The organism is Streptomyces sp. NPDC008001 (genome assembly GCF_042958085.1).
Taxonomy (GTDB): domain Bacteria; phylum Actinomycetota; class Actinomycetes; order Streptomycetales; family Streptomycetaceae; genus Streptomyces.
The window spans coordinates 1-19,735 of record NZ_JBIBIZ010000008.1 but is presented as its reverse complement, the minus strand read 5'-3'; the positions used below and the strand labels follow the sequence as shown (position 1 = coordinate 19,735).

Below are 19,735 nucleotides of genomic sequence, written 5' to 3'. Positions count from 1 at the left end.
GGCGAAGGCCCCGCTTCCTGATCAGGAAGCGGGGCCTTCGTTCATAGCGCCGCAGTGCGCGCGTTCACAGTGCCGCAGTGGGCGCCGTACAGCCGCTGCTGCTGTCGCCGGACGTCAGCTGCGGGCCGCGGGCACGTACTGCTGGAGCTCGGCGGCGAGCTCCTCGTGCACGCGCGCCTTGAGCAGCGTGCCCTCCGGGGTGTGCTCCTCGGAGATCACCTCGCCGTCGGCGTGCGCCCGCGCGATCAGCGAACCGCGGGTGTACGGCACGAGGGCCTCGATCTCCACGGCGGGGCGGGGCAGCTCGCGGTCGATGAGGGCCAGGAGCTCGTCGATGCCTTCGCCGCTGCGCGCGGACACCGCGATCGAGTGCTTCTCGATCCGCAGCAGCCGCTGCAGGACCAGCGGGTCCGCGGCGTCGGCCTTGTTGATCACGACGATCTCGGGCACGTTCGTGGCACCGACGTCGCGGATCACCTCTCGCACGGCGGCCAGCTGCTCCTCGGGCGCCGGGTGCGAGCCGTCCACCACGTGCAGGATGAGGTCGGAGTCGCCGACCTCCTCCATGGTGGAGCGGAACGCCTCGACGAGGTGGTGCGGCAGGTGCCGGACGAATCCGACGGTGTCGGCGAGGGTGTAGACGCGCCCGGTGGGCGTCTCGGCCCGGCGGACGGTGGGGTCCAGGGTGGCGAACAGGGCGTTCTCCACCAGCACGCCCGCGCCGGTGAGCCGGTTGAGCAGCGAGGACTTGCCTGCGTTGGTGTAGCCGGCGATGGCGACCGACGGGACCTTGTTCCGCCGGCGCTCCTGGCGCTTGACGTCGCGGCCGGTCTTCATCTCCGCGATCTCCCGGCGCATCTTCGCCATCTTCTCGCGGATCCGCCGCCGGTCCGTCTCGATCTTGGTCTCACCGGGGCCGCGGGTGGCCATGCCGCCGCCGGACGAGCCCGAGCCGCCGCCGCCCATCTGCCGGGAGAGCGACTGGCCCCAGCCGCGCAGCCGCGGCAGCATGTACTGCATCTGGGCGAGCGAGACCTGGGCCTTGCCCTCGCGGGACTTGGCGTGCTGGGCGAAGATGTCGAGGATCAGGGCGGTGCGGTCGACCACCTTGACCTTGACGACGTCCTCGAGCTGGATGAGCTGGCCGGGGCTGAGCTCACCGTCGCAGACGACGGTGTCGGCGCCGGACTCCAGGACGATGTCCCGCAGCTCCTGGGCCTTGCCGGAGCCGATGTAGGTGGCGGGGTCCGGCTTGTCGCGGCGCTGGATGACGCCGTCGAGGACCAGGGCACCCGCGGTCTCGGCGAGCGCGGCGAGCTCCGCGAGGGAGTTCTCCGCGTCGTGCACCGTGCCGGACGTCCAGACGCCGACCAGCACCACGCGCTCCAGGCGCAGCTGCCGGTACTCGACCTCGGTGACGTCCTCCAGCTCGGTGGAGAGGCCGGCGACGCGCCGCAGGGCGGCCCGCTCGGAGCGGTCGTACTGCTCGCCGTCGCGCTCCCCGTCGATCTCGTGGCTCCAGGCGACGTCCTCTTCCATCAGGGCGTCGGCCCGAAGGCTCTCCGGGAGGCTCTGCCGGTCCTGGGGAAGGGAAGAAGAGGAGGTCATTTGATCCTTTGCATCGTTGGGAGGGTGCGGCCCCCGTACCGTGGCCGCACCGTCGACAACGCGTGAGCGGCCCCGGGGATTCCCGCGGCCGGCGGCCTCGCCGACCCGTTGATGGTCCCACGGGGCCGCCGGGGCGTCACGCGGGTTTCCGTGCCGCCGCCTTCCAGTCGGGGTGGCCGGGCATGGGCGGGGTCTTCGCGCCGTACAGCCAGTCCTGCAGGAACTCCCTCAGGTCCTGGCCGGAGACCTGGGAGGCGAGGGCGGTGAAGTCGGCGGTGCCGGCGCCGGCGTCGCGGTGGAGGTTGACCCACTCGCGCTCCAGGCGGTCGAACGCCGCCGCGCCGATCTTCTGCCGCAGCGCGTAGAGCACGAGCGCGCCCCCGTCGTAGACGACGGGCTTGAAGATGCTGTTCCGCCGGCCCGGGTCGGGCACCTTCGGCCGGGCGGGCGGCCCGCCGTCGGTGCGCCAGGTGTCGGAGTGCTCGTAGGCGGCGCGCATCCGGGCGTCGAGCGTGTGGCCGCCCTTGTGCTCGGCGTACAGCGCCTCGTACCAGGTGGCGTGGCCCTCGTTGAGCCACAGGTCGGACCAGGTGTCCGGGCTGACGCTGTCGCCGAACCACTGGTGGGCGAGCTCGTGGACCATGACGGCTTCGAGGTACCAGGCGGGGATGTCGTCCCGGACGAACAGGCTGCGTTCGAAGAGGGAGAGCGTCTGCGTCTCCAGCTCGAAGCCGGTCGACGCGTCGGCGATCAGCACGCCGTAGTTCTCGAACGGGTACGGGCCGACCTTCCCCTCCATCCAGGCGATCTGCTCGGGCGTCTTGGACGCCCATTTCTCCACGCTCTGCCGGTCGGCCGCGGGGACCACGTCCCGTACGGGCAGGCCGTGCGGCCCGGCGCGGTGCACGACGGCGGAGCGGCCGATGGAGACCTGGGTGAGCTCGGTGGCCATCGGGTGCGCGCTGCTGTACGTCCAGGCGGTGCCCGCGCCCCGTGCCGCGCGGCCCTCCGGCCGGCCGTTGGCGACGACGGTGAGGGCCTTGGGGGCGGTGACGTGGAAGGTGAAGCGGGCCTTGTCCGAGGGGTGGTCGTTGCAGGGGAAGACCCGGTGCGCCGCGTCGGCCTGATTGGCCATGACCAGTCCGTCCTTCGTACGGACCCAGCCGCCCCCCTTGCTGTTGCGCGGGTCGCTGGTGTGGTGGACGACGACGGTGAACAGGCCCTCGGCCGGCAGGGCGACGGCCGGGGTGACGACGAGGTCCTCCTTGACGGAGGCGAACTGCGCGGGCAGGCCGTTGACGGTCACCGCGCGGACCGTGCCGTTGGCGAAGTCGAGGTTGAAGTGGTCCAGCCCCGTGGTGGCCCGTGCCGCGATGGTGGTGACGGCGTCGAGCGGCCGGTCGTTGCCGTGGTAGTCAAACTTGATGTCATAGGCGGCCACGTCGTAGCCGGGGTTGCCGAGCTCCGGGAAGAGCCGGTCGCCGAGGCCCTCGGGGCTCGCGGAGGGGGGAGCGGCTGCGCCGACGAGGAGGGCCGTGACGGCGGCGGCGAGGGCGGCGCGGCGGCGCACGGACCGCCAGGGGACCATGGCCGGTTTCCCGGATGAGTGCGGCATGCTCCCATCGCTACCAGCGCGGGGGCCCGGCACTGCGGCGGCACGGCGTCGCCCCACCCGTACGAGCGTGCCCGGAAGGCTGTACGACCAGTGCCCCGCACGGGGCGGGATGCGGCCCCTCCGCTGCCGGCTGCCGTCCTGTCCGGAGGCCGGCTGCCCTCCTCCCCCGGAGGCCCGGTCAGAGGCGCGCTGTAGCCACCGGCCGGCCGGCCCGCTCGACGTCGTAGACCCCCGGTACCCGCCGCATGGCGCGCATCAGCTCCGGCAGCCGGTCGGCGTCCGGCAGCTGGAGGGTGTAGGTGTGGCGCACGCGCTGCTCGTGGGGCGGCTCGACGGCCGCCGAGATGACCGCTGCTCCTTCGGCCGCGATGGCCTCGGTGAGGTCGGCCAGGAGGTGCGGCCTGCTGAACGATTCGGCGCGCAGGGTGACGCGGTAGTCGCACGCACCGCCCTGCTCGGGAGTGCTCCACCGGACGCCGACGGGCTCCCGTCCGGAGGTGACCATGCGGTGCACGGCCGGGCACTGCGCCCGGTGCACGGTGACCGTGCCGCCCCGTACGGCGAAGCCGGTGACCTCGTCGGGCGGCACGGGGGTACAGCAGCCGGCCAGCCGTACGCTCGCGGCCGCGAGGTCCGCCCCGTCGGCCGTGACGGCGACCGGCCACCGGGCGGCGGGCGCGGTCGCCCGGGGCGGCGGGCAGGGGCGGCCCGGGGCGAGCGGGACGGGCGGGGCCGGCTCGCCCGCGGGGTGGGTGGCCAGCCAGCGCTCGATGGCGATCCGGGCGGCGGGCGTACGGGCGTGCTCCAGCCAGTCCGGGGCGGGTCCCGAGGCGCTGTCCCGGGACATCAGCAGCTGCAGGGTGTCACCGTCGCGCAGGACCGTGCTGAGGGTGGCGAGGCGGCCGTTGACGCGGGCGCCGATGCAGCTGTGCCCGCCGTCCCCGTGCTGCGCGTAGGCCGCGTCGACACAGCTCGCCCCGGCGGGCAGGCCGATGGTGCCGCCGTCGGCGAGGAAGACGGTGATCTCTCGGTCCAGGGCGAGCTCGTCGCGGAGCGAGGTCCAGAACGTGTCGGGGTCGGGCGTCGCCTGCTGCCACTCCAGGAGCCGGGAGAGCCAGCCGGGGCGGGTCGGGTCGGCGCGCTCCCCGTCGGCGGCGTCGGGCGCCTCGGGGGCCGCGTACGGGTTTCCCAGGGCGACCACGCCGGCCTCGGCGACCTTGTGCATCTGATGGGTGCGGATGAGGACTTGCGCGGCCTCCCCGCCGGGGCACGCCACGGCCGTGTGCAGCGACTGGTAGAGGTTGAACTTCGGGGTGGCGATGAAGTCCTTGAACTCCGAGATGAACGGAGTGAAGCAGGTGTGCAGCTCCCCCAGGACCGCGTAGCAGTCGGCGTCCTCCGTGACCAGCACGAGCAGCCTGCCGAGGTCCGAGCCGGTCACCTCGCTGCGCTTGAGGCGCACCCGGTGCACGGAGACGAAGTGGCGCTGCTTGACGAGGACGTCGGCGGCGATGTCCGCCTCGCGCAGCACGGACCGGACCCGCTCGGCCGTCTCCTCCAGGGTCGCGAGGCCGCCGGCGCGCCCGAGGACGAACTCGCGGGTGCGGGCGTACTCCTCGGGGTGGAGGATCGCGAAGACGAGGTCCTCCAGCTCCGTCTTGAGCGCCTGGACGCCCAGCCGCTCGGCGAGCGGGATCAGGACGTCCCGGGTGACCTTGGCGATGCGGACCTGCTTCTCGGGGCGCATCACGCCGAGCGTGCGCATGTTGTGCAGCCGGTCGGCGAGCTTGATGGACATCACGCGGACGTCGTTGCCGGTGGCCACCAGCATCTTGCGGAAGGTCTCCGGCTCGGCGGCGGCGCCGTAGTCGACCTTCTCCAGTTTGGTGACGCCGTCGACCAGGAAGCGGACCTCCTCGCCGAACTGGCTCCGGACCTGATCCAGGGTCACCTCGGTGTCCTCGACGGTGTCGTGCAGGAGGGAGGCGGTCAAGGTGGTCGTCTCCGCGCCCAGTTCGGCCAGGATGAGCGTGACGGCGAGGGGGTGGGTGATGTACGGCTCGCCGCTCTTGCGGGTCTGGCCCCGGTGGGAGGACTCCGCGAGGAGGTAGGCCCGCCGGAGGATGTCGAGGTCCGCGCCCGGGTGGTGGGCGCGGTGCACCTTGGCGACGTGGTCGATGGCGTCCGGCAGCCTGCCGCGCGAGCCCGAACCGCCGAGGGCCGCGCGCCCCAGCCGTCTCAGGTCGAGGCGGGCACGGCCGCGCCAGCGGCCGGGAACACCTTCAGGCGTGGTGTCTGTGCTCATGGGCACACCTCCGGCAGCGTCGACCGGCGGTCGGCTGCGCGCCTCCGTACCGGTGCTTGATGCTACCGAGCCCATCACGCGCTGCTCACCCGCTCTCGCCCAGAGTGAAACGGATCACCCATTCGAGCGAGCCACGCCGACCGGAGCCCGGCCGGCGGCCCGGAAAGGAGGTAGTGCACCCGGCGGGCTCCGCGGCGCTTCATGCGGGCGCCCCGTGCCGTGCCGCGGGCGCCCGGGCGGGCCTCCCTAGGCGAGCGCCTCGGCCAGCCAGGACGGGTCGAAGGTGCCCTCTGCGACGATCACGGCGGGGCCGGTCATCTCGACCGTGCCGTCCGGCCCCTCGGTGATCAGCAGGCGGCCGCCGGGGACGTCCACGGTGTACGTGACGGGGAGGCCGGTGAGGGCGGGGTCGGCACCGTCGCGGCGGGCGGTCGCGACCATCACCGCGCAGGCGCCCGTGCCGCAGGAGCGGGTCTCGCCGGAGCCGCGCTCGTGGACGCGCATGGCGACGTGCCGCGGGCCGCGGTCGGCCACGAACTCGACGTTGGTGCCGTCCGGGTAGGCCTCCGCCGGGGCGACACCGGGGGCGGTGAACAGGTTTCCGGCGTCGTCGAGGTGCTCGACGAAGGTGACGGCGTGCGGGTTGCCCATGTTCACGTTGCGCGCGGGGCGGGTGCGGCCGCCGACGGTGACGGTCACCTCGCCCTCGGGGAGCACGGCCCGCCCCATGCCGACGGTGATCTCGCCGGGGGCGCCGTCGGGGCCGTCCTTGGCGATGTGGGCCTTCCGGACGCCCGCGCGGGTCGCGACGGCGAGGTCGCCGGCCTCCACGAGGCCCGCGTGTCGGAGGTAGCGGGCGAAGACCCGGACGCCGTTGCCGCACATCTCGGCGATGCTGCCGTCGCTGTTGCGGTAGTCCATGAACCACTCGGCCTCGCCGGCCATCGCGCGCGCCTCGGGGTGCGCCGCGGACCGTACGACCCGGAGCACCCCGTCGGCGCCGAGGCCCGCACGGCGGTCGCAGAGGCGGGTGACGGCGGCCGGGGACAGCTCGATGCGGCCGTCGTGGTCCGGGATGATCACGAAGTCGTTCTCGGTGCCGTGACCCTTGAGGAAGGCGATCTGTGCGGTGCTCACGATTCGATGGTACGGGGACGGGGCCGCCGCCCCCTCCCGAGGCCCCGGGGCCCGTGCACGGCTACGGGCCGTTCAGCGCAGGCGCGCCACGCGCCACACGGCGAGGACGACGGCCAGGGCGACGAGGACCGCGTACGAAGCGACGTACCGCCAGTCCGGACGGCCGCCGGAGCCGGGGGCCGGCATGCCGGGCCAGGTGTAGCCGACACGACGGGCGGCCATCACCCCCCAGCCCGCGGCGCAGCAGCTGATGAGCAGGCCGAGCATGGCGACGACGGGTCCTCCGTCACCGAACTCGAAGGCGAGCGGGAAGGCGAACATCAGGGAGCCCACGGCGGCGAGCCCGACGATCGGGGCGAGCTGCCAGATGCGCAGCCTGCGCTGCGGGCGCAGTTCCCGGAACGACGCGGGCGCGGTGCTGCCGGCGCCGGCCTCGGCACCGGCCTCGGTGTCCTCGGGGCCGTCCGGGGTCAGCGCCTCCGGCTCTCCCCCGGCCACCGGCGGGAGGTGTCCCCTCCGCGGCGGCTGTTGCGGTCTGTCGCGAGGGCCGGCCTCCATCGCCACGCGCCCTCCCAACCCGGACTTCACGGCTCGATCGAAGCTTGATGATGGCACGCTCGCGCAGGCCGGAATGGCCTGCGTAGCGTCCCGATGCCATCACGTGATCAGGCTGTGACCGCCCGTTCGAGCAACGCCAGCGCGAGGCCGGGAAGTTCCGCCCTGCGGTCGGCCGCCCCGCTCAGCCAGTGGACGCGGCTGTCCTTGCGGAACCACGAGTCCTGGCGGCGCGCGAACCTCTTGGTGGCCCGTACGGTCTCGGCGCGCGCCTCGTCCTCGGTGCACTCGCCGGCGAGGAAGGCGAGCACCTGCTGGTAGCCGAGCGCGCGGGAGGCGGTGCGCCCCTCGCGCAGCCCCTGCCGCTCCAGGGCGCGGACCTCGTCGACGAGTCCGGCCTCCCACATGCGGTCCACGCGGACGGTGATCCGCTCGTCCAGCTCGGGGCGCTCCACGTCGACGCCGATCTGCAGGGCGTCGTAGACGGGCTCCTCGCCCGGCAGGTTGGCGGTGAAGGGCCGGCCGGTGATCTCGATGACCTCCAGGGCGCGCACGATGCGGCGGCCGTTGCCGGGCAGGATGGCGCGGGCGGCGGCCGGGTCGGCGGCGGCGAGGCGCGCGTGCAGGGCGGCGGGCCCCTGGCCGGCCAGCTCCTCCTCCAGGCGGGCGCGGACGGCCGGGTCGGTGCCGGGGAAGTCCAGGGCGTCGATGGTGCCCTTGATGTAGAGCCCGGAGCCGCCGACGAGCACGGGGGTGCGGCCCTCGGCGAGGAGCCGGTCGATCTCCGCGCGGGCCAGCCGCTGGTACTCGGCGACGCTCGCGGTCTCCGTCACGTCCCAGATGTCGAGGAGGCGGTGCGGGACGCCGTGCCGTTCCTCCTGGGTCAGCTTGGCGGTGCCGATGTCCATGCCCCGGTACAGCTGCATGGAGTCGGCGTTGATCACCTCGCCGCCCAGGTGCCGGGCGAGGGCGACGCCGAGATCGGACTTGCCGGCCGCCGTGGGGCCCACGACGGCGATGACCCGCGGGGCGGGAACTGCGTTTTTCACCGGGTTTTTCACCGGATCAGTCTCGCAAACCCCGGCCGCGCCCCACGAACGAGCGACGTGACGCGGTGCTGCCGGGTTCGTTGCCTGTTGCGAGGTCCCGGCAGCCGGTTCACGGCCGGTGCCCGGGTGCGTGCCGCGGCACGCACCCGGCGGCACGGGGTTTCGCTCACACCAGTAAGGTAATGGAGTAGATATGGGCGTGTTTTCCAGGTTCCGCCGCAAGTCGTCCGAGGCGTCAACCGAAGAGACGGCAGCGACCACCCAGACGGCGGAATCGACCGGTGCCTCGGAGCAGGAGGCCGGGACGGAGGCCGCGGCGGAGGGGTCCGGCGAGGCCGAGGCTGCGGCCGGCGAGGGGGTCGAGATCCCCAAGCAGCAGTCGGCGGAGAAGGCCGCGGACAGCGAGGCCGGTGAGGGCGCCCGGAAGTAGCTCTTGAACCACGAAGACGAGGGAAGGTGCCATGGGCCTGCTGGACACTCTCAAGACCAAGCTCGCCCCCGCGAAGGACAAGATCGGCGACCTCGCGCAGCAGCACGGGGGCAAGATCGAGCAGGGGCTGGAGAAGGCCGCCAAGGCGGTCGACGAGAAGACCAAGGGCAAGTACCACGACCGGATCCGGACGGGCACCGGCAAGGCCAAGCACGCCATCGAGCGGCTCGCCGAGAAGGAAGGCGGCAAGGACGGCGGCACCGCCGGCCCGGCCTCCTGAGGGACTGCCGGGCGGTCCCGGCCCACCGACCTCGTCGGCGACGGGGCGCGGAGCATCGGCTCCGCGCCCCGTCGCTGTGTCCGGGGCCCTGACGGGGCTCCTGGTCGGGTTTCTGACCGGGTTTCTTACCCGGGCTGCAACGCGTACGCGTCGCGCTCCTGCGGCACATCGCCCTCACGCTGCGGCACGTCCGCCTCGCGCTCACCGAAGGGCCTGTACGGCTCCCTACCGGCCGTTCGGCCGCCGGAGCGCCTCCGGGAGCCCGGACCGGTCGCGTGGCCGCCCAGGGCCCTCCACGGCCGTTACGGGCGGCGTCCGGCCCGCACGGTCTCTACGACCAGGTCGCCACGAAGTACCCCACCCCGTAGGGCGCCTCGTCGTACAGGAGCTCGCCCTTGAGGCCCGCGCCCTCGCCGGCCCCGGCGAGCACCTGCCAGGGGGCGCGGCCCGCGGCCTTCAGCTCCTGGGCGAGCGTGGTGTCGAGGGCGGCCAGTGCTGCCGTGTCGGCGGCGCCCAGCGCCCGGGCCGCCTGCGCGTCGAAGTCCGCGGCGCGCTCGTCGAGGTAGCCCGGCGCCTTGAGCGTGCGGCAGGCGCTGCCGTCGCCCATCACCAGCAGGGCGGTCCGGCCGTTTCCTCCGGCCAGCTCCCGGCCGGCCGCGAGGCAGTCCCCGGGCTCCAGCGGCTCCCCGACGCCCAGGCCCTCGACGGGTGCGACCGCCCAGCGCGTACGGTCCAGCAGCCAGGCCGCGACGGCCAGGGACTGCGGAAGCTGCCGCTCCGCCGCCGGTTCGCCCTGCCCCAGGCGGACGTCGACGTCCACACCGAAGCCGCGGAAGGAGCCGGCCGCTCCCTGCGGGTGCGGCCCCGTGCCCGGCTGCGGGGCGGGGCCGACGACGACGAGGCGGTCGGGGCGCGCGGCGGCGAGGACGCCCATCGCGTCGAGGCATGCGGCCCGCAGGCCGTCCAGCTCGGGTGCGGCCCCGGCGGCGACCTCGGGGACGAGCAGCGGCGGGCAGGGGCATACGGCAGCGGCGACGAGCATGGCGGGAACGATACGCCCGCAGCGCCGCCCGTGCAGGCGCGGCCCGGGTCGCCCCGGGCCGCGGACGGGGCGTCAGTCGCAGCCGCAGCCCGCGCCGGCGGGGGCGGTGCTCGGCGCGGGGGCGCCGATGGACGGGATGCCCAGCATCACGCCGGCCGGCTTGGCGGCGGCAGCGGCGTTGCGCTTCTCCCACGCGTCGCCTGCGCGCGTGCGGCGCACGGCCTTGGCGGCGCCTTCGGCGAGCAGGTGGTGCGGGGCGGCGTAGGTGATCTCGACGGTCACGACGTCGCCCGGGCGGACGTCCTCGTCCGGCTTGGTGAAGTGCACGAGGCGGTTGTCGGGGGCGCGGCCGGAGAGGCGGTGCGTGGCGCCGTCCTTGCGGCCCTCGCCCTCGGCGACCATGACCTCCAGGACGCGGCCGACCTGCTTCTTGTTCTCCTCCCAGGAGATCTCCTCCTGGAGGGCGACCAGGCGCTCGTAGCGCGCCTGCACGACCTCCTTGGGGATCTGCCCGTCCATGGTGGCCGCCGGGGTGCCGGGGCGCTTGGAGTACTGGAAGGTGAAGGCGTTCGCGAAGCGGGCCTCGCGCACGACGTGCATCGTCTGCTCGAAGTCCTCCTCGGTCTCGCCGGGGAAGCCCACGATGATGTCGGTGGAGATGGCGGCGTCCGGCATGGCGGCGCGCACCTTCTCGATGATGCCCAGGAAGCGCTCCTGGCGGTACGAGCGGCGCATCGCCTTGAGGACCGTGTCCGAGCCGGACTGCAGCGGCATGTGGAGCTGGGGCATCACGTTCGGCGTCTCGGCCATGGCGGCGATGACGTCGTCGGTGAAGTCGCGCGGGTGCGGGGAGGTGAAGCGGACGCGCTCCAGGCCCTCGATCTTCCCGCAGGCGCGCAGCAGCTTGGAGAACGCCTCGCGGTCGCCGATGTCGGAGCCGTACGCGTTGACGTTCTGGCCGAGCAGGGTGATCTCGCTGACGCCCTCGGCGACGAGCGCCTCGATCTCGGCGAGGATGTCGCCGGTGCGGCGGTCCTTCTCCTTGCCGCGCAGCGCAGGGACGATGCAGAACGTGCAGGTGTTGTTGCAGCCGACGGAGATGGACACCCAGGCCGCGTAGGCGCTCTCGCGCCGCGTGGGCAGCGTCGAGGGGAAGGCCTCCAGGGACTCGGCGATCTCGACCTGGGCCTCTTCCTGGATGCGGGCGCGCTCCAGCAGCACCGGCAGCTTGCCGATGTTGTGCGTGCCGAAGACGACGTCGACCCAGGGGGCCCGCTTCACGATCGTGTCGCGGTCCTTCTGGGCGAGGCAGCCGCCGACGGCGATCTGCATGCCCGGCCGCTTCGTCTTCATGGGAGCCAGCCGGCCGAGGTTGCCGTAGAGCTTGTTGTCGGCGTTCTCCCGCACCGCACAGGTGTTGAAGACGACGACGTCGGCGTCGCCCTCCGCGGTGCCCTCGGGCGCGCGGACGTAGCCCGCGTCCTCCAGCAGGCCGGAGAGCCGCTCGGAGTCGTGGACGTTCATCTGGCACCCGTAGGTGCGGATCTCGTAGCTTCGAGTAACGCCCACTTCGTCCACTGCCCCGGTCCGGTCACTGCTGCTGGTCATTCCTCAAGGGTAAAGGGGGCCCGGCGAAGCTCCCGACCACCGCCCGCGGGGCCCTCCGCGAGGGCTCCGTGGCGGTACTCCCGGGAACGCCGGGGGCCGCTTGTCCCGGGCGCGGCCGGGGGTGCTTCAGCAGCCGCCCCCGGGGCTGAGGAGGAGCTTGCCCGTGGAGCGGCGCTCCTGGAGGTCGCGGTGGGCCCGGGCCGCTTCCTCCAGCGGGTACGTTCCGCCGACGGAGACGTCGATCTCGCCGTCGCGCAGCCAGGCGAACAGCTCCGCCGAGCGCTCCCGGAGTTCGGCCGGGTCGGTCGCGTGGTCGTTGAGCGTGGGGCGGGTGAGGAAGAGCGAGCCGTGCGAGGCGAGCAGGCGGGGGTCGAAGGCGGGCACGGGGCCCGAGGCTTCGCCGAAGAGGACGAACGTGCCCCGGGGCCGGAGGGACTTCAGCCCCGCTTCGAAGGTGTCGCGGCCCACGCCGTCGTAGACGACGTCGGCACCGCGTCCGCCGGTCAGGTCGCGCACCCGTGCGGCGATGTCGGTGCCGCCGGCGGTCACCAGGGTCTGCCAGGCGCCCAGCGCCCGGACGGCCTCGGCCTTCGCGGGCGTGGAGACGGTGGCGACGACCTTGACGCCGTTGCGGGTGAGCAGCTGGGTCAGGAGCCGGCCGACGCCTCCTGCGGCCGCGTGGACCAGGGCGGTGCCGCCCTCGCACGCGGGGCGGGTGGAGGTCGTGAGGTAGTGGGCGGTCAGGCCCTGGAGCAGCAGGGCCGCCGCGTCCCGGTCCGTGATGTCCGCCGGCAGGGGGACGGCGGCCCGCGCGGGGACCACAACCTGCTCGGCGTAGCCGGCGGGGGCCGTGCACCAGGCGATGCGGTCGCCCGGCACGAGGGAGGTCACTCCCTCGCCCACGGCCGTCACCGTGCCCGCGCCCTCGGAGCCCGGGGTGAAGGGCGGGGACGGCTTTCCGCGGCCTTCGCGCTCGTAGACGTCCTTGAAGTTGACGCCGATGGCCGAGGTACGGGCCACCACCTCTCCGGGCCCGGGCACCGGGGCGGGCAGTTCGGCGGCGGTGAGGACCTCGGGACCTCCGTACTGGGTGACGACGATGGCGCGCATGGTTCCTTCCCGGGTGGTACGAGGGGGCGTGATGCAGGACGGGGTGAGGGGGCACGGTGCTCAGGGACGGGGTGTGCGTGGGGCCCGGGTGGGAGAGGGCAGAGCCGCGGGTACGGCCATGACGACGACCAGGAAACCGAGGGCGACGAGGCCGAGGCAGATCCGTAGCCCCGCCGGCCCCGGGGAGCCGTCGAGCAGGACGCCGAACAGGGCGATCGACACCGCTCCGCCGACCTGGCGCAGGGCGTTGAGCGCGCCGGACGCCAGGCCCGACCGGTCGGCGGGCAGTGCGCTCAGGACGACGGCGGGCAGGCTCGGCCCCATGAGGCCCGCACCGAGCCCGAGCAGGCCGCTGCCGCAGAAGAAGACCCACCAGCCGGGGTGCCCGCCGAGCGGCAGCAGCGCGCAGGCGCCGGCCGCGGCGGCCAGTGCACCGCCGATCAGCAGGGGGCGCGGACCGGTGCGGCTGACGGCCCGGGCCAGGACGAAGGAGGCGAAGGCCCACAGCGCGGCGAAGGGCACGAAGGACAGCCCCGCGCCGAGCGCATCGAGACCCCAGGCGCTCTGCAGCCGCAGGGAGAGGGCGAACTGCGCCCCGTAGGCACCGAACTGGAACAGTGCACCGATGACCAGGCCGCAGGCGAACCGTGGCCGGGCGAGCAGTCCGAGGGGCAGCACGGGTGCCACTGCGCGGCGCTCGACCGCGACGAACGCCGCGGCCGAGGCGAGGGTGACGGCCAACAGCACCAGGGTCACGCTGCCGGTCCAGCCCTGGGCGCCGCCCTCGATGAGCGCGCCGATGCCGCAGCCGACGACCATGACGGCCAGCATCTGCCCGGCCGGGTCGAGGGCCGCTTCCCGGGTGGCGGACGGCGGCACCTGCAGCCTGGTCAGCCACCAGGCCAGCAGCCCGACGGGCACGTTGATCAGGAAGACCGAGCGCCATCCGACAGCCGTGGTCAGCACTCCGCCGAGCACGGGGCCGAACACGAGGGCGAGGGAGCTGACCCCGCCCCAGACGGTGAGGGCCCTGGCCCGCCGGGCGGGGTCCGGGTACATGCGGGCGATCACCGCCAGGGAGGCGGGCAGCAGGCCGCCGGCCGTGACGCCCTGCAGCACCCGTGCGGTGACCAGGGAGCCCAGGTCCGGGCTCGCCGCACACGCCGCCGAGGTCACGACGAACCCCAGCAAGGAGACTTCGAACACCCGCCGGGCGCCCCAGCGGTCGCTGACGGCGCCACCGCTGAGCAGGAAGGCGGCCAGGGTGATGGTGTAGCCGTTGATGAGCCACTCCAGGCCGGCCAGGCTTCCGGCGAGGTCCTCCCGGACGGCAGGGAGCGCGACATTGAGGGCGCTGCTGTCCATGAGGACCATGAAGAAGCCGAGGCAGACGGCGAACAGGGCGAGCGGACCGGTGGGCCGGGAGGCCTCGCCCGGGGGCACGCTCCCGGCGGCCGGGGCCTGGCGGGACGGCGAGCGGCCGGGCATGACACACCACCGTGCTTCCTGGGACGTCTAAAGTGTTTGACGGAGGTCGATCACTGTGAATGTAAGACCCGAGTCGAACACTTCGTCAACCCCCCCGCCCTGCTTGCCGGATGAGGGACGCGCCCCGTCGCAGCGGGCCCGGAACCTCTCGCACGTCCATCCGGCCGACGTGACGCTGGGCGACGCGCTCACGGCCCTCGCCGATCCCGTGCGGCGCACCATCGTGAAGGAGCTGGCGGGCGGGCCCGACTGGACCCGGGCCTGCGGCACGTTCGATCTGCCGGTCACCAAGGCGACGCGCAGCCACCACTTCGCGGTGCTGCGCCAGGCCGGCGTGATCGAGCAGCGGGACGTCGGCTCCCGCAGGCTGAACAGGCTGCGCAGGCCGGAGTTCGACGCGGCCTTCCCCGGCCTGCTGGACCTGGTCCTGCGCGAGACCTGAGCGCGGGACCTGAGCGCGGGACCCGACGACCCCCGGGTCGTGAATTCCGCAGACGGGTGCGCCCGCACACAAAGAAGGAAATCGACCTCCCGCGGCTCTTCCCCAGCGGGAATCATTCCGCCGGAAAGCGGACGGAAACGGGTTGCGTGAGATTTTCCGCAACACCCTGACGCCGAAGCGTTCGATGCCGTCTCGCGCACGGCTTTCGCGTCGGCGCGAACGTCCTGACGGCGCCTGGAACTACGCCACACCTCTCCGCTCCGACGGATTCCGGAATCCCTCCGGGTGACGTCGGTGCCGACCTCGCCTCGGTACCGCGCCCGCGACCCGGATCGCCCTTCGCCGTTGCCCTGCGTACGCACTCGCGGACCTGCTGTGAGCGGCGGGAAAACCGGCCGCCGGGCCGGTTGCGAGTTGATTGTCGAGTCGGCCGTAAAGATGGAACTAAAGGTTAGTTTCGGTCCCCGAATTCCGGGGTAGCCCTGGAATTTTTGCCCTCATTGGGCACCCGTTACGCACCTCTATGCCCACCCATCATCCGAAATGTCCATGCATGGCACATATATTTTACGGAGCCTTGATGGCAGCTCTGAGCAACCGAAGTGCAAGCTTGTAGTTCTACCGTCCATGCGTGTTCCATGACACTGCACTTAATGGGGGTGTTGTTGCAGTGGAGGGCATCATCGGCACTGAAACTGCTGAGCAAGAAATATGGTCCGAACAACGCCGGCGCGTCGGCCTGCTGACCGATCGGGAATGCCAGGTATTTCTTCTGCTGGGGGCCGGGTATTCGAACCGTAGCATTTCCACACGACTTCGGGTGACCGAAGGAACGGTCAAGGCGCACGTGGCGCAGATTCTCAACAAGCTCCGCGTCGAGTCCCGGCTCCAGGCCGGCCTGGTCTCCCTCACGCACCAGCTCTTCAACGAAAGTCCAATGGTCGCCGGCTGCCAGGTCCGATAGAAATCTTCTGGGCGACGGCCGGACGTTCGATCCCGGCTCCCATCAAGATCGGGGGCCGGGATCAGCCATGCTCCGCGACGTCGATTCCCGCGGCCGTCGCCCCTGTTCGCCCTCCGGAAGGCACCGGAGGGCCGTTCCAGGAAAGTCCAGGAATGACAGACCCGGATCGATCCAGGAGAGCACGTGTCCGTAACCGATGCCCATCCGCGGCAGGCGGGCCCGGCCGCCGCCGCGGCCCTCGACCCGAGAGAGACCATGAGGAGTCTGCCAGGGCTCCTCCAGTCCCCACTCACCGTCTTCACGGGCAAACCCCTTGCCGGACAAACCCCGTTCGGCTGGTCGCCCACCTACCACCTGGCCGCCGCGGTCGCCGCGATGATCGCTGGAGCCGCCATCGGTACAACCGGCTGGGCGCTGGGGTCCTGGTTCCTGTTCCTGCTGCTGCCCGGCTGGGCCGTCACCCTCCACGGCATGCGCAACCTGCGCATGATGGTCTACCACCAGTGCTCCCACAAGAACATGTACCGCAAGCGCAAGCTCGACGCGGTCATCGGCCGGGCGACCTCCAGCCTGCTGATCATCCAGAACTTCGAGCGGTACAGCCGCGAGCACGTCAGCGACCACCACGCCGCTCACCACATGACCCTCCGCGACCCCACCGTGCAGGCGTTCCTCGTCAGCCTCGACCTGCACCCCGGCATGACGCGCCGTCAGATGTGGCGCCGCGTACTGGCGAAGCTCGGCTCACCGCGCTTCCACTTCGCGTTCGCCTTCGCCCGGACCCGCTCCTTCTGGAACAAGTCGGCGACGAGCGAGAAGGTCACCTCCGTGGTGCTGTACGGCGTCGCGGCCGCCGCCACGATCGCGACCGGCACGTGGGACGCCCTGCTCGTCGTCTGGTTCATCCCGCTGATCCCGCTGTTCCAGATCAGCAACACCCTGCGCCTCTGCGTGAAGCACACCTTCCCCCCGGTCGGCACCGAAAACCGGCGCGGCCGTGAGTACTTCGCCTCCCTGACCAACGCCATATTCATCGGTGAACCGGCGCCCGACCGGGCCCTCCCCGCCGGACGGCGCACGCTGGCCTGGGCGCGCTGGACCCTGCGCATGCTGTTCGTCCACGCCCCCTCCCGCTACCTGGTCCTCACCGGCGACACCGTCGTCCACGACTACCACCACCGCGCGCCCTCGAGCCGCACCTGGTCCGACTACCTCTTCGCCCGGCAGCAGGACGTCGACGCGGGGCACCCCGGCTGGCCCCCGTACCACGAGGTGTGGGGCCTGGTACCGGCCATCAACTACGTCTTCGACTCCCTCGCTGCCGCCGACGCCGAGGAGTACGACGTCGCCCGGCTGCGCTCGGTCAGCAAGCGCGAGCTCTTCGCCGCCTTCGACGACTGACCGACGACTGACCCGGCCCGGCCCACCACCGTCACCCATCCGAAGGAGCAGCACTCCCATGTCGCACAGCGAACGCCGCCTCGTCATCCTCGGAGTCGCCGCCAGCGACAGCCACGCCGTCGCCAACCACCTCATCGCCCACGCCCTGCGCGGCCTCGGCTTCGAGGTCGAGAACCTCGGCACCTGCACGCCCGTCGAAGAGTTCGCCCAGGCCTGCGAGCAGCACCCCGACGCGGAAGCCGTCATCATCGGCAGCCTCAACGGCCACATTCACGAGGACCTGCGCGACCTGCCCGCCGCGCGCGAGGCCGGCCGCATCACGTGCCCCGTCATCGTCGGGGGCAACCTCTCCGTCGGCAGCAAGAAGGATCCCAGGGACCTGGAGCGCCTCCAGTCCCTGGGCGTCGACCGCATCCTCCAGGACCCCGCCCAGCTCCTCCCCGCCCTCGACGAGCTGCGGGCGAGCCGGACGGCCGACCGGCAGCGCCTGCCCGTGGCCTCATGACGAAGATCAGCTATCTGCCGGGACACTCCGGGAGCCCCGGCACGGACGCCCTGCCGCCCCTCGCGGAGTCCGTCGACTACATCGCCTCCCTCCGGAAGCCCACGGCCGCCCGCGTCCTCATGGACGCCCGCGACGCCGGCCGGGTGGCCATCCAGCCGCGCTGCGGCGTCGGCGGCCACGAGGAGATGAAGGCCCTCCTGCGCGAGCTCGAGGACCAGGCGGCCCCCGACATCCTCACCCTCACCATCGACTCGCACACCCGCCTCAAACGCTTCGAGCAAGCCCTGCGCTCCCTCAACCGGGCCCCCGCCGACCTCAACGGCTACCCCCTGGTCAGCCATGGCTACCTCCGCGGCCGGGACGTCAACGAGTCCGTCGCCGCCCCGCTGGAGGTACGCCACGGGTCGCCCGACGCCCGCATCCTCTTCGACGTCGCCGTCGCCTCCGGCATCACCTCGTTCGAGGGCGGCGGCATCTCCTACAACCTGCCGTACTCCAAGGCGGTCCCGCTCGCGGAGTCCCTCGCCGCGTGGCACGCCGTCGACTCGGTGTGCGGCGAACTCGCCGGCCTCGGCCTGGTCATCGACCGTGAACTCTTCGGCACCTTGACCGCCGTGCTCGTCCCGCCGTCGATCAGCCTCGCCATCAGCGTGCTCGAAGCGGTGCTGGCCGCCCGCGCCGGTGTGCGCTGCATCTCCGTCTCGTACCCGCAGAGCGGCCACCTCGTCCAGGACGTCGCCGCGCTGCGGGCGATCCCCGTCCTGGCCCGCACCTACCTGCCGCCCGAGGTGGACGTGCACGCCGTACTCCACGAATTCATGGGCGTCTTTCCCAAGAAGCGCGGCAACGCGGAGGACCTGATCTTCTACGGGGCCCTCGTCGCCCGGCTCGGCGGGGCTTCCAAGCTCATCACCAAGACCTACCAGGAAGCGTTCGGCATTCCCGACACCCGCGCGAACGTCGAGGGGCTGCGGCTGGCCGACCGCGCCAACTCGCCGCTCCTGGACTTCGTCAAGGCCGACGAGGAACGCGTCGCCGACGAGCTGTCCTGGATCGTCGACGAGGTCGCCGACATCGTCGAACCCGTCCTCGCGGCACCCGACACCATGACCGCCATAGTCGACGCCTTCGCGGCGGGCCGCCTGGACATCCCCTTCAGCGCCAGCCGCTACGCCAAGTCCGAAATCATCCCCAAGCGCGACGCCGAGGGCGCCATCCGCTATCTGTCCACGGGCTCCCTGCCGTTCGGCGACCGCACCCGGCGGCACAACAGTGACCTTCTCAAAGGCGCCGACCGCAAGGGCTCCGGCGGTACGGGGCCCGTCATCGGTTCCCTGCTGACCGGCCTCACCGACGACATCAATTACTTCCCCACCCTTTTCCAGGAAATGCAGAAACAAACGCCGGAAGAAACGCCGAAGGCCACGCAGAAGGAAACGCGGAAAGAGGACGCCGAGTGACTGCCCCCACCCTCAGCCCCCATCCCCAGTGGTCTCCCGCCGAAGGGGCAGCCCCGGTGAAGGAGGTGCGGCGGCTGGACAGGGTGATCATCCGGTTTGCGGGTGACTCCGGCGACGGTATGCAGCTGACGGGTGACCGGTTCACGTCCGAGACCGCGAGTTTCGGCAACGACCTCTCCACGCTGCCGAACTTCCCCGCCGAAATCCGCGCCCCTGCCGGGACACTGCCGGGCGTGTCGTCGTTCCAGCTGCACTTCGCCGACCACGACATCCTCACCCCCGGCGACGCCCCCGATGTGCTGGTCGCGATGAACCCGGCCGCGCTGAAGGCGAACCTGGCCGACGTGCCGCGCGGCGGGGAGATCATCGTCAACACCGACGAGTTCGCCAAACGCGCCATGGCCAAGGTCGGCTACGCCACCAGCCCCCTGGACGACGGCACCCTGGACGCCTACAACGTCTACCCCGTCCCCCTGACGACCCTGACGATCGAAGCGCTCAAGGAGTTCGGGCTCTCCCGCAAGGAAGCCGAGCGCAGCAAGAACATGTTCGCGCTGGGTTTGCTGTCGTGGATGTATCACCGTCCCACGCAGAACACCGAGGCTTTCCTGCGGCGGAAGTTTGCGAAGAAGCCGCAGATCGCCGAGGCGAATGTGGCGGCGTTCCGGGCGGGGTGGAATTTCGGTGAGACGACGGAGGATTTCGCTGTCTCTTATGAGGTGGCGCCTGCGACGTC

18 protein-coding genes are annotated in these 19,735 nt (G+C 72.2%); 8 read left to right on the top strand and 10 right to left on the bottom strand.

All coding sequences use genetic code 11. The features are described 5' to 3' along the window. Positions 1 to 114: 114 nt before the first annotated feature. From hflX to miaA, 6 genes are all read right to left on the bottom strand, one after another. Positions 115 to 1,608 (bottom strand): GTPase HflX, encoded by a 1,494-nt coding sequence (gene hflX, locus ACFZCD_RS21510; RefSeq protein ID WP_391833184.1) that lies wholly within the window; start codon positions 1,606 to 1,608, stop codon positions 115 to 117. Between the two features lie 136 nt (positions 1,609 to 1,744). Next, positions 1,745 to 3,223: a M1 family metallopeptidase gene (locus ACFZCD_RS21505; RefSeq protein ID WP_391833182.1), complete on the bottom strand. Its 1,479-nt coding sequence runs from the start codon at positions 3,221 to 3,223 to the stop codon at positions 1,745 to 1,747. A 178-nt stretch (positions 3,224 to 3,401) separates the two neighbouring features. Then, a complete protein-coding gene (locus ACFZCD_RS21500; RefSeq protein ID WP_391833180.1) occupies positions 3,402 to 5,528 on the bottom strand; it encodes a RelA/SpoT family protein in 2,127 nt (708 codons plus the stop codon). Positions 5,529 to 5,774: 246 nt separating this feature from the next. Next, positions 5,775 to 6,665, bottom strand: a complete 891-nt coding sequence (gene dapF, locus ACFZCD_RS21495; RefSeq protein ID WP_391833178.1) for a diaminopimelate epimerase — start codon at positions 6,663 to 6,665, stop codon at positions 5,775 to 5,777. 72 nt (positions 6,666 to 6,737) lie between these two features. Further along, positions 6,738 to 7,223 carry a hypothetical protein gene (locus ACFZCD_RS21490; protein ID WP_391833966.1) on the bottom strand — a complete coding sequence of 162 codons (486 nt, stop codon included), beginning with the start codon at positions 7,221 to 7,223 and terminating at the stop codon, positions 6,738 to 6,740. A 107-nt stretch (positions 7,224 to 7,330) separates the two neighbouring features. Then, entirely contained in the window at positions 7,331 to 8,269 is a 939-nt protein-coding gene (gene miaA / locus ACFZCD_RS21485; RefSeq protein ID WP_391833176.1) for a tRNA (adenosine(37)-N6)-dimethylallyltransferase MiaA, read from the bottom strand. Between the two features lie 193 nt (positions 8,270 to 8,462). Between miaA and ACFZCD_RS21480 the strand changes: the two genes are divergently transcribed. Further along, on the top strand, positions 8,463 to 8,699 hold the full coding sequence (locus tag ACFZCD_RS21480; protein ID WP_391833174.1) for a gliding motility protein: 237 nt from the start codon (positions 8,463 to 8,465) through the stop codon (positions 8,697 to 8,699). 31 nt (positions 8,700 to 8,730) lie between these two features. Beyond that, entirely contained in the window at positions 8,731 to 8,979 is a 249-nt protein-coding gene (locus ACFZCD_RS21475) for an antitoxin (RefSeq protein ID WP_391833172.1), read from the top strand. Positions 8,980 to 9,310: 331 nt separating this feature from the next. On the opposite strand, the gene ACFZCD_RS21470 is transcribed toward ACFZCD_RS21475, so the two are convergent. From ACFZCD_RS21470 to ACFZCD_RS21455, 4 genes are all read right to left on the bottom strand, one after another. After that, positions 9,311 to 10,021: a class III extradiol dioxygenase subunit B-like domain-containing protein gene (locus ACFZCD_RS21470; RefSeq protein WP_391833170.1), complete on the bottom strand. Its 711-nt coding sequence runs from the start codon at positions 10,019 to 10,021 to the stop codon at positions 9,311 to 9,313. A 72-nt stretch (positions 10,022 to 10,093) separates the two neighbouring features. Next, complete coding sequence (miaB, locus tag ACFZCD_RS21465) at positions 10,094 to 11,590, bottom strand: tRNA (N6-isopentenyl adenosine(37)-C2)-methylthiotransferase MiaB (RefSeq protein WP_391833964.1); 1,497 nt, start codon at positions 11,588 to 11,590, stop codon at positions 10,094 to 10,096. Positions 11,591 to 11,755: 165 nt separating this feature from the next. Beyond that, positions 11,756 to 12,739, bottom strand: coding sequence for a quinone oxidoreductase family protein (locus ACFZCD_RS21460; protein ID WP_391833168.1), 984 nt, complete (start codon positions 12,737 to 12,739; stop codon positions 11,756 to 11,758). Between the two features lie 60 nt (positions 12,740 to 12,799). Continuing rightward, a complete protein-coding gene (locus ACFZCD_RS21455) occupies positions 12,800 to 14,227 on the bottom strand; it encodes an MFS transporter (protein WP_391833166.1) in 1,428 nt (475 codons plus the stop codon). Positions 14,228 to 14,330: 103 nt separating this feature from the next. Here ACFZCD_RS21455 and ACFZCD_RS21450 point away from each other — a divergent pair, with 103 nt between their 5' ends. The 6 genes from ACFZCD_RS21450 to ACFZCD_RS21425 all read left to right on the top strand — a co-directional run. Beyond that, positions 14,331 to 14,669, top strand: coding sequence for an ArsR/SmtB family transcription factor (locus ACFZCD_RS21450; protein ID WP_391833164.1), 339 nt, complete (start codon positions 14,331 to 14,333; stop codon positions 14,667 to 14,669). A gap of 631 nt (positions 14,670 to 15,300) precedes the next feature. Continuing rightward, a complete protein-coding gene (locus ACFZCD_RS21445; RefSeq protein ID WP_391833162.1) occupies positions 15,301 to 15,633 on the top strand; it encodes a response regulator transcription factor in 333 nt (110 codons plus the stop codon). A 183-nt stretch (positions 15,634 to 15,816) separates the two neighbouring features. Beyond that, complete coding sequence (locus ACFZCD_RS21440; protein WP_391833160.1) at positions 15,817 to 17,034, top strand: stearoyl-CoA 9-desaturase; 1,218 nt, start codon at positions 15,817 to 15,819, stop codon at positions 17,032 to 17,034. A gap of 58 nt (positions 17,035 to 17,092) precedes the next feature. Further along, positions 17,093 to 17,539: a cobalamin-dependent protein gene (locus ACFZCD_RS21435; RefSeq protein ID WP_391833158.1), complete on the top strand. Its 447-nt coding sequence runs from the start codon at positions 17,093 to 17,095 to the stop codon at positions 17,537 to 17,539. Then, positions 17,536 to 18,999, top strand: a complete 1,464-nt coding sequence (locus ACFZCD_RS21430; protein WP_391833156.1) for a methylaspartate mutase — start codon at positions 17,536 to 17,538, stop codon at positions 18,997 to 18,999. The genes ACFZCD_RS21435 and ACFZCD_RS21430 overlap by 4 nt, the downstream gene beginning before the upstream one ends. Further along, a partial coding sequence (locus ACFZCD_RS21425; RefSeq protein ID WP_391833154.1) for a 2-oxoacid:acceptor oxidoreductase family protein occupies positions 18,996 to 19,735 on the top strand: 740 nt, incomplete at its 3' end. The genes ACFZCD_RS21430 and ACFZCD_RS21425, both read left to right, overlap by 4 nt.